At 66.9% G+C, this 12529-nt stretch carries 10 protein-coding genes and 2 pseudogenes; 6 read left to right on the forward strand and 6 right to left on the reverse strand.

Features of this window, described 5'->3' with window-relative positions; all coding sequences use genetic code 11:
• Window positions 1–47: 47 nt before the first annotated feature.
• The 4 genes from J1902_RS00305 to J1902_RS00320 are packed head-to-tail and all read right to left on the reverse strand — an operon-like array spanning window position 48 to window position 3666.
• Window positions 48–1214 (reverse strand): adenylate/guanylate cyclase domain-containing protein, encoded by a 1167-nt coding sequence (locus J1902_RS00305; protein WP_207614198.1) that lies wholly within the window; start codon window positions 1212–1214, stop codon window positions 48–50.
• Window positions 1204–1806, reverse strand: coding sequence for a PH domain-containing protein (locus J1902_RS00310; protein WP_207614199.1), 603 nt, complete (start codon window positions 1804–1806; stop codon window positions 1204–1206). The genes J1902_RS00305 and J1902_RS00310 overlap by 11 nt, the downstream gene beginning before the upstream one ends.
• Window positions 1799–2722 (reverse strand): biotin--[acetyl-CoA-carboxylase] ligase, encoded by a 924-nt coding sequence (locus tag J1902_RS00315; protein WP_207614200.1) that lies wholly within the window; start codon window positions 2720–2722, stop codon window positions 1799–1801. Before J1902_RS00315 ends, J1902_RS00310 begins: the two co-directional genes overlap by 8 nt.
• A 56-nt stretch (window positions 2723–2778) precedes the next feature.
• Window positions 2779–3666, reverse strand: coding sequence for an SDR family oxidoreductase (locus tag J1902_RS00320; RefSeq protein ID WP_207614201.1), 888 nt, complete (start codon window positions 3664–3666; stop codon window positions 2779–2781).
• Between the two features lie 206 nt (window positions 3667–3872).
• Here J1902_RS00320 and J1902_RS00325 point away from each other — a divergent pair, with 206 nt between their 5' ends.
• From J1902_RS00325 to J1902_RS19625, 5 genes and pseudogenes are all read left to right on the forward strand, one after another.
• Window positions 3873–5456: an acyl-CoA carboxylase subunit beta gene (locus J1902_RS00325; protein WP_207614202.1), complete on the forward strand. Its 1584-nt coding sequence runs from the start codon at window positions 3873–3875 to the stop codon at window positions 5454–5456.
• Window positions 5453–5728: an acyl-CoA carboxylase subunit epsilon gene (locus J1902_RS00330; RefSeq protein ID WP_207614203.1), complete on the forward strand. Its 276-nt coding sequence runs from the start codon at window positions 5453–5455 to the stop codon at window positions 5726–5728. Before J1902_RS00325 ends, J1902_RS00330 begins: the two co-directional genes overlap by 4 nt.
• A 67-nt stretch (window positions 5729–5795) precedes the next feature.
• Window positions 5796–7481 carry a DUF885 domain-containing protein gene (locus tag J1902_RS00335; protein ID WP_207614204.1) on the forward strand — a complete coding sequence of 562 codons (1686 nt, stop codon included), beginning with the start codon at window positions 5796–5798 and terminating at the stop codon, window positions 7479–7481.
• 297 nt (window positions 7482–7778) lie between these two features.
• Window positions 7779–9221 carry a dicarboxylate/amino acid:cation symporter gene (locus tag J1902_RS00340; RefSeq protein WP_207614205.1) on the forward strand — a complete coding sequence of 481 codons (1443 nt, stop codon included), beginning with the start codon at window positions 7779–7781 and terminating at the stop codon, window positions 9219–9221.
• 90 nt (window positions 9222–9311) lie between these two features.
• Window positions 9312–9500, forward strand: a pseudogene (locus J1902_RS19625) (YbjQ family protein); the annotation flags it as partial.
• Window positions 9501–9514: 14 nt separating this feature from the next.
• On the opposite strand, the gene J1902_RS00350 reads toward J1902_RS19625, so the two are convergent.
• Both J1902_RS00350 and J1902_RS00355 read right to left on the reverse strand, forming a co-directional pair.
• On the reverse strand, window positions 9515–10975 hold the full coding sequence (locus tag J1902_RS00350; protein WP_443623193.1) for an HNH endonuclease: 1461 nt from the start codon (window positions 10973–10975) through the stop codon (window positions 9515–9517).
• 226 nt (window positions 10976–11201) lie between these two features.
• A pseudogene (locus J1902_RS00355) lies at window positions 11202–11599 on the reverse strand (DUF6228 family protein).
• 212 nt (window positions 11600–11811) lie between these two features.
• Between J1902_RS00355 and J1902_RS00360 the strand changes: the two are divergent.
• Window positions 11812–12528: a TetR/AcrR family transcriptional regulator gene (locus J1902_RS00360; RefSeq protein ID WP_207614208.1), complete on the forward strand. Its 717-nt coding sequence runs from the start codon at window positions 11812–11814 to the stop codon at window positions 12526–12528.
• Window position 12529: the final 1 nt, after the last annotated feature.

Genomic DNA, 12529 nt, shown 5'->3' on the forward strand with positions numbered 1-12529 from the left:
AGGTGCGGTCCCCGACGTGCACGGTGGAGCCCGGGCGGACAAAACGGTTAGTCCAGCACCAGGCCCTTGCCGCGGCCCCGGGCCAGCATGACCGGGTGGATTTCGCCGAAGCCGCGCACGTTCTCGGACTTCTGTGGCACCAGCACGAAGCGTTCGTCCTGGCCCAAAGCCGCAGCCGTCATGGCGTCCACCAGGACGGTCCCGGGCTGGGCCAGTGCTGTGAGGCGGGCGGCCAAGTTCACGGTGGGCCCGTAGATGTCGCCGAGCCTGGACAGGATGCGTCCCCACACCATGGACACGCGGCATTGGGGCAGGATCTCGTCCTCAGTGAACGCCTGCGCCAGGGCGAGCGAGATCTCCGCTCCCGCTGCCGGGGTTTCGGCGATGTAGAGGACTTCATCGCCCACGGTTTTGACCAGGCGGCCACCGCCCACGGAGATGATTTCGGCGCACTTGTTTTCGAAGCGCTGCACCAACTGGGCGAGGGTCTTCTCGTTCATCCGGCGCGACAGGCTGGTGTAGGAGACAAGGTCGGCGAAGCCCACGGCACGGGCCAGGGGCAGCGGAGCATCGTCCTCGTCGCCTTCGCGGCCTTCCTCGCTGGCCTGCAGCCCGGCTTCCGCGCGCACGGCGAGCCGCTGCACGCCGGCGTTCAGCTGGCGGTGCCAGGAGTAGACGAGGATTTCCTCGAGGGCATCGATCAGGGTGGGCAGCCGGCTGACGAGCTGCTTGCGGGCCACGGCATCCGGAATGCCCTGCTCCGAGACCATGTCCTCCACCAGGGCCTCGATCTGCCAGACGACCATGCGGTCCGTCATTTGGCCGATGGAGCGGGTGACGGAGATGGCGGCCTCTTCCGTCAGCAGTCCCGCACGCACCAGGTCCAGGATGGTGGACAGCGCGGCCTTGTCGCGTTCGGTGAACGCCACGTCCTCGTCGCCGAAGTTGGGGAAGCCGAGGGCCCGCCACAGTTTCCGCGCGGACAGCAGGGACACGCCCGCACCCGCGGCGACTTCACGACGGCGGAGCTTGCGTTCGCCGCCGAGGAGCCGGGCTTCGAGCGCCTTGATGGCGATCCGCTCGGCGGACATCACCCCGGTGGGCGGGGAAGCGTTCGTTGCCGGCGCGGCCGGCTCTTCGTCCACGGAAGGTTCCGGCACGGCGTCGAAATCCTCGTCCAGGTCCTCGCCGGACTGCTGGTCCTCAACGCTCATCTCTTCCACCTTCTCTCAATTCCCAGGGCAAAGCCTCATCGCTGAAGTCTGTCAGTACATCGGCCTCGAAAATCTCACCATCGGGGAGATCGTCCATCGCGTCAAGAATGAAGCTCCGGAACTTTCGGACCTCCGGCACGTTCTTCAGGACGGTTTCGCCGGGGTGCCCGGTATCCAAGGATATATTCCCCGAGCGCAACATTCGTTGGAGCAGGCCCTGCCGCACGCCCACGCTCCGCACGGCGGCCAGCGAGACCTGCCAGTCTCCGCGCCGAAGCATGCCGAAGCGGGCAATTATCCGGCGGCTGGTCAGCGTGTACCTGATGGACCGCCATGTCAGGGCGCGGCGGAGGCTGTAGCCGCAGAGGATCACTGCTGCGATGGCCAGGCAAAGGCCCAGCAGCCAGGGCGTCCAGGCGCCGGTGACCACTGCGGGGAGCAGCCGCTGCGGGCCGCCCTTGACGATCCAGGCGCAGGCGTAGGCAGCCAGGGCCGGCAGCAGGATGAAGGCCAGCGCAGGCAGCACCAGCATGCGCGCCTGTTGCCTCGTCTCAACGATCACCTGTTCCCCCGGAAGCAGGTCTTTACGCATAGCCGCTTTCGGTGGCCCGCAAGTGGACAACGTCCCCCGCGGTCACCACATGCTCGCGGCCGCCGTGGTCAACCACCAGCAGGGAGCCGTGTTCGTCCAGCCGCGAGGCATGGCCCACCAGCTCGTGGTCGCCGGGCAGGTGCGCCCGTACCTCACGGCCGAGGGTCACCATGGCCGCCTCGACGCGCTTGTGCAGGGAGGTCCCGCCGGCCAGCCCGGCCGCTGGGTCGCCGTCGGCGTTGCAGAAACTGCGGTACAGCGCGGCGAAGCGGGACAGGTAACTTTTCAGGATCGCGGTGCGGTCCGTCGTCGCAGCACCCTCCAGGAGCATCGAGGTGGCGGTGGGGACGGGCAGTTCGTCCTCTTCCAGCGTCACGTTCAGGCCGACGCCCAGGACCACTGCGGGCACCGATCCAGCGCCCAGCGGCGTCATCTGAGCCAGGATGCCGGCAATTTTCTTGCCGCGGACCAAGACGTCGTTGGGCCATTTGATGTCGGCGGGGAGTCCGGCCGTTTCCAGCAGGGCCTCACGCAGCGCCACCGCGGCAAGAAGGGACAGCCAGGAATAGCTCTGCGTAGGGACCGGGAGGCCCTCCGCGTTCACGGGGCGCAGGACCACCGAGACGGACACCGCCGAACGGGCCGGCGATTCCCACTGGCGGTCCAGCCGGCCCCGGCCGGCAGTCTGGTACTCGGCCGTGAGCACGGCCAGGTCCGTCCACTTCTCGGGCTCCACCGCCACGGCCCGCACCAGGTCCGCGTTGGTGGATCCCGTGGATTCAACGATGTCCAGCCGGGAAATGCCTGTGGCTGAGAGGAGATCGGCGTGGAGCAGGGCATCCCTGTCCAGGGCAGGGCGGTCCAACTCAGGGCGGGGCGTGCGTGGTTCGCTGCTGGCGGGCTGTTCGGCATCCATGTCTGAATCCTATCGAGTCGGGGCCCGCAGTTGCCCTGCAGCGGAGCAAGTCCGGCTCAGAGGAAGATGTCCGGGACGAGCCGGTCCTCGGGGGCGCCCAGGCTGTAGGGGCTGAAGTCCGTCACGCCGGCGGCCCGCAGCACCTCTTCATCCGTATAGAAATTGCCGGAGCCGCTGCCCGGGACGGCTCCGGCCGCCAAGTTGGCACCCGTGAGCACGGCGTGGGCGGCGTCGGCCATGATTTCCGGGCCGCGGGCCGCCTGGACGATCTGCTGGCCGCCGGGCATGTTGCGGATGGCGGCGGTATCGATCAGCGTGCAGGGCCAGAGCGAGTTGACCGCCACGCCGTCGTTCTTCAGTTCCTCGGCAAGGCCCAGGGTGGTCAGGCTCATGCCGTATTTGGCCATGGTGTAGGCAAGGTGCATGCCGGCCCACTTCGGGTCCAGGTTCAGCGGCGGCGAGAGCGTGAGGATGTGCCCGTGCCCGGATGCGCGGAGCGCGGGCAGCGCGAGCTTGGACAGCAGGAAGGTGCCGCGGACGTTGATGTCCTGCATGAGGTCGTACCGTTTCATGTCCACGGCGTCGGTGGGAGAGAGGTCGATCGCCGAGGCGTTGTTAATAACGACGTCGATCCCGCCGAAGTGCTCGACGGCGGCGGCCACCGCCGCCGCGACGTCGCCGTCGTTGCGGACATCGCCCACCAGCGGCAGGGCCTGGCCGCCGGCCGCCTCGAGTTGCTTGGCCGCCGTGAAGACGGTGCCCTCAAGCTTGGGGTGCGGCTCGCCGGTCTTGGCCATGAGCACGATATTGGCGCCGTCGCGGGCAGCGCGGGTGGCAATGGCAAGTCCGATGCCGCGGCTTCCGCCGGACATGAGGAGCGTGCGGCCTTTGAGCGATCCCGAGGCCCGGTACGGCGTGGCTGAAGCGTCGTTGCTTGGAGTCATGGGGACACTCTAACGCACTTATGTTACCGGCGGGTAACTTGGCGAAGTGTTTGGCTTGGAGGCCGAAAATTGTAGGGTTTCTACAGCGGTTCACGGCAAAGACGTCACTAGACTGGCCAACACGGCCTGTTTTTTGTACGGATGCTACTTAAAGCCGTCCGCGAAATGCAGCCAGCGTAAATCAGCTACAGAGCCGGAGACACTTGATGAGCCACGATCTGACAACGACCGCGGGAAAGATTGCCGACTTCCGCGACCGCCAGGCCCGTGCAGAGCAGCCTTCCGGCCCCGAGGCGATCGAGAAGCAGCACGCCCGCGGCAAGAACACCGCCCGCGAGCGCATCGAGCTGCTGGTGGATGAAGGCTCGTTCGTTGAGTTCGACGCCCTGGCGGTGCACCGCTCCACGGCGTTCGGCATGGAGAAGAAGAAGCCGCTCGGCGACGGCGTCGTGTCCGGCTACGGCACCGTTGACGGCCGCCTCATCGCCATCTACAGCCAGGACTTCAGCGTCTACGGCGGCTCGCTGAGCCAGGTCAACGGCGAAAAGATCGTCAAGGTCCAGGAATTCGCCCTCCGCAACGGCTGCCCCATGGTGGGCATCAACGACGGCGGCGGCGCGCGCATCCAGGAAGGCGTCGCCTCGCTGGCCATGTTCGCGGACATCTTCCGCAACAACGTCCATGCCTCCGGCGTGGTCCCGCAGATCTCCCTCATCATGGGCCCGTGCGCCGGCGGCGCCGCGTACTCCCCGGCCCTGACCGACTACGTGGTCATGGTGGACAAGACCTCCCACATGTTCATCACCGGCCCGGACGTCATCAAGACCGTGACCGGTGAAGACGTGGACATGGAGACCCTGGGCGGCGCGCGGCAGCACAACGCCACCACGGGCACCTCCACCTACCTGGCCAGCGACGAGGCCGACGCCATCGAGTTCGTCCGCGAGCTCCTGGACTTCCTGCCCTCCAACAACCTCTCCGAGGCCCCGGCGCTAGAGCACGAGCAGGAGCTTGAGCTCAACGACGACGACCTCGCCCTCGATGCCCTCATCCCGGACTCGGCCAACCAGCCGTACGACATGCGCAAGGTCATCGAGCAGATCGTGGACGACGCGCACTTCCTGGAGATGCAGTCCCTCTACGCGCCCAACGTCATCATCGGCTACGGCCGCGTGGAAGGCCACACGGTGGGCATCGTGGCCAACCAGCCCATGCAGTTCGCCGGCACGCTGGACATCTCCGCATCCGAGAAGGCCGCCCGCTTTGTCCGCCACTGCGACGCCTTCAACATCCCCATCATCACGCTGGTGGACGTCCCCGGCTTCCTGCCAGGCAAGGACCAGGAATTCCAGGGCATCATCCGCCGCGGCGCCAAGCTGCTCTACGCCTACGCCGAAGCCACCGTCCCCAAGCTGACCGTCATCACCCGCAAGGCCTACGGTGGCGCGTACATCGTGATGGGCTCCAAGAAGCTCGGCGCGGACCTCAACCTTGCCTGGCCCACGGCGCAGATCGGCGTCATGGGCGCCCAGGGTGCCGTCAACATCCTGTACCGGCGCGACCTCGCAGCCGTTGCCGAGGCCGGCGGCGACGTCGAGGCCAAGCGGGCCGAGGTGGTGCGCCAGTACGAGGAAGAGCTCCTCAACCCGTACCAGGCCGCGGAACTGGGCTACGTGGACGCCGTCATCGCGCCGTCCGACACCCGCCTGCAGATCATCAAGGGCCTGCGGGCCCTGCGCGACAAGCGGGCCAGCCTGCCCGCCAAGAAGCACGGGAACATCCCCCTGTGAGCCCGGACGCCAGCACACAGAGCGCCAGCACACAGGACGCCGGTACACAGGACACGGCTGCGGCAGCCCAGCCGGCGGCGCCGTTCCTCTCGGTGGTCAAGGGCGAACCGACGCCCGAGGAACTGGCGGCGCTGGCCGCCGTCGTCGCCTCCCTGTCCACTCCGGCGTCGGAGGCTCCCCGGCAGCCGAGCACCCGGCACTGGGTGCGCCGGCAGCAGCTCCGCCTGTCCCCCACCCCGGGGCCCGGCGCCTGGAAGCGCAGCCGCGGCTAAGTCCCCACCGCCTTCCACAGGGGCTGGCCGCTTCCGTGGGGGAAGGCCGCGCCGTTAGGCTCTTCGGGTGACTACCGCAAACACAGCTCCCGTACGCCCGAAGACCGACATCGATGCCGCTGCCGACGCGTACACAGACACGCTCCTGGCCCTCAATCCAAGCTTCGCCACCATCCTCGGGCTGCCTGGACACGAGACCGAATATCCCGACTACTCCCCCGCCGGGGCCGAGGCCCGGGCCGCCGCGGCCCGGGACACCCTGGACAAGCTCGCGGTGCTCGAGCCGGCCGACGAATCCGACGTCGTCACGCTGGACGCGATGCGCGAACGCCTAGGCCTGGACCTGGAAATCCACGCCTCCGGCTGGCACGCCGCCGAGCTGAACAACATCGCCTCCCCGGCCCAGGACATCCGGGCGATCTTCGACCTCATGCCGACGGACACCGCCGGGCACTGGGACCACATCGCCGGCCGTGCGGCCAACGTCCCAGCCGCACTGGAGGGCTACATCGCCTCGCTGCGCTCCGCCAGGGACGCCGGCAAGGTGGCCGCCGCCCGCCAGGTGCGGATCGTCATCGAGCAGTGCGGCCGCTATGCCGCCGCGGACGGCTTCTTCGCCAAACTCGCGGCGGACGCCCGTCTGGACGGCGCCCCGCTGCCCGCGGAACTGCAGGAAAGGCTCGACGCCGGCACCTCCGCCGCGCGCGCCGCCTACACGGCCCTGGCAGCCTTCCTTGAGGACGAGTTGCTGCCCGCGGCCCCGGACAAGGACGCGGTGGGCCGCGAACGCTATGCCCTCGCCTCGCGCTCGTTCCTCGGCGCCGCGGTGGACCTGGAAGAGACGTACGCCTGGGGTGTGCAGGAGCTCGAACGGCTCATCATGGAGCAGGAACGGGTGGCCGGGCAGATCAAGCCCGGGGCCTCGATCGAGGAAGCCAAGGCCATCCTCAACAACGATCCGACCCGGCAGATCAAGGGCACCGACAAGCTCAAGGCCTGGATGCAGGGACTCTCGGACCGCGCCATCTCCGAACTGGCCGACGTCCATTTCGACATCCCGGACGTCATGAAGACCCTCGAGTGCATGATCGCCCCCACCGACGAGGGCGGCATCTACTACACAGGACCGTCCGACGATTTCTCCCGCCCGGGCCGCATGTGGTGGTCCGTGCCTGCCGGCGAGGACACCTTCACCACCTGGTCCGAAACCACCACCGTCTTCCATGAAGGCGTGCCCGGGCACCACCTCCAGATTGCCACCGCCAGCTACCGGCGGGGGCTGCTGAACAACTGGCGCCGCAACGTCTGCTGGGTTTCCGGCCACGGCGAAGGCTGGGCCCTGTACGCCGAGCAGCTCATGCTGGAGTTGGGGTACCTGAAGGACCCCGGCGACCACATGGGCATGCTGGACGGACAGCGCATGCGGGCAGCCCGCGTGGTCTTCGACATCGGCGTGCACCTGGAACTGCCGGTACCCGAACGCTGGGGCAGCGGCACCTGGACCCCGGACAAGGGCTTCGACTTCCTCAAGGCCAACCTGGACATCAGCGAAGGCCAGCTGCAGTTCGAGTTCACCCGCTACCTTGGCTGGCCGGGCCAGGCCCCGTCCTACAAGGTGGGCCAGCGCCTCTGGGAACAGATCCGCGCCGAACTGGAGACCCACGACGGCTTCGAGCTGAAGTCCTTCCACAGCAAAGCCCTGAACATCGGCTCCGTGGGGCTGGATACGCTGCGGCGGGCGCTGCTGGGCTGAGCCCCTACGCCGCTTTGGGCGGCAGACATCCTCTGCACCGCCTCCCTCGCCTCGCAAGCTCGGCCAGGGAACCCGGGCGGTGTGGGCCCATGCGTGCTCGCTTAGACGCACGCTGCCGGATGCCTGCCGCCCAAAGCTTCCTCTTGTTAGATATCCCACAGCGTCCGGGGAATAACTTCATAAATGACTGGATTCACGCCGCATAACCGGGCTCCATGACCTCTTGGCACATTATGGGACGTCATATTTCTAAACGTCCGTTCGCTCTGTTATCCGGCGTGCACCTAGCGTGTTCCGGTGAGCACTTCAACCAACACCACCGCAGCCGCCGGCAAGACCGCGTCCCGGCTCCCCAAGTGGGCAGGATCCTTCGGCGTCCAGATCATCGCGGCACTGGTCATCGGCCTGGCCCTCGGCCTGATCGCCAAGTACACCGGCAGCACCAAGGCTGCCCCCAACGGCCTCGGCGCCACCCTGCAGATCATCGGCTCGAGCTACGTCTCGCTGCTGCAGACGGCCGTCGTCCCCCTCATCTTCACCGCGGTGGTCAGCTCCATCGCCAACCTCCGCCAGGTCTCCAACGCCGCCAAGCTGGCGTGGAACACCCTGCTATGGTTCGCCATCACCTCGCTGGTATCAGTGCTCATCGGCATCGGCCTGGGCGTGCTGCTGCAGCCCGGCGCCAACACCGGCATCACCCAGGAGGCCAAGTACGCCGGCAAGACCGGTGACTGGTGGTCCTTCCTCATTGGCCTGTTCCCCAAGAACTTCCTGGGCCTCGGCGCCAGCTCCACCGTGACCGAAAGCGCCTCCGCTGCCACCACGGTCAGCACCTCCGTCAGCTTCAACGTGCTGCAGATTCTCGTGATCGCCATCGCCGTCGGCATCGCTGCACTGAAGGTGGGCAAGCAGGCCGAGCCGTTCCTGAACCTCAACGCCTCCGCGCTGGCCGTCATCCAGAAGGTGCTGTGGTGGATCATCCGCGTTGCACCGATCGGCACCATCGGCCTGATCGGCAACGCCGTGGCCATCTACGGCTGGGACACCATCGGCGCCCTCGGCAAGTTCACCGTGGCCATCTATGTGGGCCTGGCCCTGGTGCTCTTCGGCCTGTACCCGGCGCTGGTCCGTGCCCATGGCCTGTCCGTCAAGCAGTACTTCTCCGGCGCCTGGCCCGCGATTCAGCTGGCCTTCGTCTCCCGCTCCTCGATCGGCACGCTGCCGCTCACGCAGCGCGTCACCGAACGCAGTCTGGGCGTCCCCCGCGGCTACGCCTCCTTCGCCGTGCCGCTGGGCGCCACCACCAAGATGGACGGCTGCGCGGCCATCTACCCGGCCATCGCCGCGATCTTCGTGGCCCAGTTCTTCGGCATCAACCTGGACTTCAGCCAGTACCTGCTGATCGTCCTGGTCTCGGTCCTCGGTTCCGCAGCAACGGCAGGCACCACGGGCGCCGTCGTCATGCTGACGCTGACCCTCTCCACGCTGGGACTCCCGCTGGCCGGCGTCGGGCTCCTGCTGGCGATCGACCCCATCCTGGACATGGGCCGCACCGCCGTCAACGTGGCAGGCCAGGCACTGGTCCCCGCGATCGTGGCCAAGCGCCAGGGCATCCTGGACGAGTCGCTCTACAACGCGCCGCGCAACGGCACCCCGTTCATCGACGACGCCCCTGAAAACGACGCCCCGGCCGCCGAGGCCGACGGCGGGGCCCGCGAGCTCGCGGACAGCAAGGCCTAAGCGGAGGCTCACCTCTGCACGGACGAATCACCCGGGCCATGCCCGGGTGATTCGTCCGTTAACGGGTGGCTTCTGGGTAGGCCGCAGGACATCGGCTCGCAGATGCTGGCAGGATTCCGCTCCCTCGGCGGCGGCGAGCTGCCCGAGATGACCAAGGCACTGTACGAAAGCCGTCAGGAAGTCATGGCCCGCATGGTGGCCGAGGCACAGCAGCGCGGCGCCAACGCCATCCTGGCCATGCGCTTCGACACCTCCGAGATGGGCACCAACTGGACCGAAGTCTGCGCCTACCGCTACGCGGCCAGCAGTCCCGCGCGGCGGGCGTACTTGAGCGCCTTGGCACGATTGTGGAGCTGGCGTCGGTGGCTTCGTGACTGCGGTATGGCTGTTGGGTGTAAAGAAGTTGCGGCGTGCAGGTGCCCAGGTAAAGGCGGTGCTTTCGATCGGTAGCTGTGCCCGGTGGGCGTGCTGATTTCCAGTGAGTGCTCGTTCCCGGGCAGCGGCTTTACGGTCCACCCGCTGATTTCCTTGGTGTGGTTGCACTGTTCGCAAAGTCCGGCGCCGTTGTGCAGGTTTGTGGTCCCGCCGGACCGCCAGGGGACGATGTGGTCGATGTGCCTGATGGGCGCATCGCAGTACGGGGTGCGGCAGGTGTCATCCCGGGCTTCGATGAAGCGTCGCATTCCGCGTGGGAACAGGCGTGCCTTGGAATCGGTGGCAAGGAGGTCGCTGTTGCCCGGTGCCGTGTAGAGCCGCCTGACCCACACCTTGAAGTCCTGATCCGGCTCAGCAGGTCGTTCAGCGAGGACGGACCTCGCCCATCCGGCCGGAACAATTCCGTAGCCCGTGAGGCGTGCCGGTTCGCTGTCTCCCTGGAAGAGCGTGCGGTCGGTCATGACCAACTGGACCTCGACGCCCGAGAGGCCCCCGGGCGTGCCGGTGAGCCGTTCAACGAGGGTGTCGGCCATGACTTGGCCGCGGCTGCGGGGGTCGCCGTCCGAGCGGACCGAGTCGGCCTGGCGGCTAAGCGCCGCGTGCACCGCCACGCCCTCGGCCACGGGGAGCAGCGCGGTCAGGTAGGTCATGGTGTCTGGTGCGGGGCGCAGGCTGACATGCCGTTCAGCAGCGGCGCGGCTGGCCCGTTCCGTCACGGAGCGGGGGTCCCTGCGGTAGGCCGCGGCCTTTGCGGCGGCGATAATGGCCCGGTCTCCGGCCCCGGAGAGAGTCCCGGTGTCGGCTGCGAGTTCCTCGTCCACGGCGCAACGATCAACAGCGCTGAGGCACGCTGTCTCTTTGACCAGCAAAGTTGCCCGCCATTCGTTCAACTGCCCCGTTTCCAAGGCAGCCATGGTGCGTGGCATTTCCGTCACAAGCGCCTTGGCGAGGCCGAGGATCCGGGATCCACGGTTGGGTGATTCGCGCCGGGCGAGCGCGATCTGCGCGGCCACGCCCTGGCCGTGCTCGGACGTGGGTACGCCACCCTGGGCTTGCTTGCGGCGCTGCGCGAGGTCAAAAGCGACAGCAACCCTGGCCTGGAGGGCTGCGATGGCCGACTTGAGGTCCTCCAGTCCACGCAGTTGATCGACCAGTTGGTCACTGCTGGTGCCCGGGCGGAGGGAGCCCACCGCGTTGATGAGATCCTGCACGCAGTCGCCACGCCAGGGAGTCTCTGGAACAAGAGTTTCCGGAGCACGGGAACGTGCAGGTGCCACTCCCCGAGTGGTCCGCGTTTCCTGAATCCCGTCCATGTCCATACTCTTCCAGCAGGCACAGACATTATTGGATCAGATGCCCGCCGAGGCCCGGAAAGCGGAAGGGTCGCCGTCCGATGGCGTGACGGCTGGCTGCCAACCCGCCTTGTTCAGAGGCCCGAAGGAACCTCAATCGGGATCGTCCCCAGTTGTGGTCAGCGAAACAGGCTACGCATGGTGGACGACCGCGCTTGCGCTTGCCCGATGCTGGCGGTGCAGTGGCATGGCGCTATGTGAGTAGATCCCTTACCGCTTCGGTGACGTGTGCGAGTTCCTCCCCGGCGTCAAGAATCAGCTGACCCTGAACGTGCCAGGTCTCTGGGCAGGAGGGGTCTTGCAGCGTGAAGCTCAACCTAACATGGCCCGTGTGGTCGCCGAGAGCAGCAGGTCGCCCTCTAGGGATTCATAGGATTTGGTACCGGGCCAGCCCTTCCAATGTCCCGCCAAATCCTCGAAGAATTCGGACAGGTCATCAAAGCCCTTTCCATAGTGGGCTGCGACCTTACGGTGCCCGCTGAGGTCCTTCAATGTAACGGAGACAAGCAGGCTGGTTGCCTCGCCGTCGGAACCGCGCTGAACAACTTCGAACGTGAGTTGTTGTGAGCGCCCAATCACTACTTTTCGCATCACCCCATTCTGTAGGCATATGCCCCTTTCACGTCCAAGGGGAATCCGTGCCGTCGGAAGAGGTTTGGGTTCAAGGTGCGGAGGCGTTGGCCGAGAGCCTACATCGCCCCCAATCCATCCTCAATCTCCGTAAAGAACCGCTTCCGAAGCAACTTGGCCAGGCACGCACCCTTAACTTGCGCAGCGTGCAAAATTGCACTTAGTGTAAGTATGTGAACCCTCTGAGCAGCCCCGACGTCCTTGGCGGCAGCGACGCCGCCTCCCCGTCACGCCGGGAACTCAACAAGGCCGCCACACGACGTGCCATCGCGACGGCGGCGCTGGGCCTGCTCCGCGACAAGGGCGTGGGCCAGTTCACGGTGGAGGACATTGCGGCGGCTGCCGGCATTTCCCGCCGCACTTTCTTCAACTACTACTCAAGCTTCGAAGCCGCCATGGCCTCCGTTGCCGACGGCTTCCTGGACCGCGCCCTGGAACAGTTCCGGCTGCGCCCTGCCAGCGAGCCCGTGCTGGAGTCAGCACAGGCCGCGCTCATGGCCCTGGCCGATCCCGCGACCATCGCACCCATGGCCGAGTTCTTCAGCCTCACGCAGGAAAGCCCCTCCCTGGCACGCTCCGAACTGGAAGCCTGGGACCACTGCACCAGCCAGATCATCGATGCCGCACGTGAGCGGCTCGGCCCCCGCGCCAACGAGCTCTACCTCCGGGCGCTGGCCGGTTCCGTGATCTCCTGCGGCAAGGCGGCCATGACGGTCTGGTTCGAGGAAAGCGACTCCGACCTCTCCCCTGCTTCCCTGACACGGCTCCGCCAATACCTCATCGACGCCATGGGCCTGCTCGGCTCGGGCTTCGCGTCGCAGACCGCGCCCACCACCCTCCCCGCCACTCACCCTTCCGATTCCACGTCCTCCACCACAGAACGGTTCTGAC

It is taken from the genome of Arthrobacter cavernae (genome assembly GCF_017368795.1).
In the GTDB taxonomy this organism is placed as follows: domain Bacteria; phylum Actinomycetota; class Actinomycetes; order Actinomycetales; family Micrococcaceae; genus Arthrobacter; species Arthrobacter cavernae.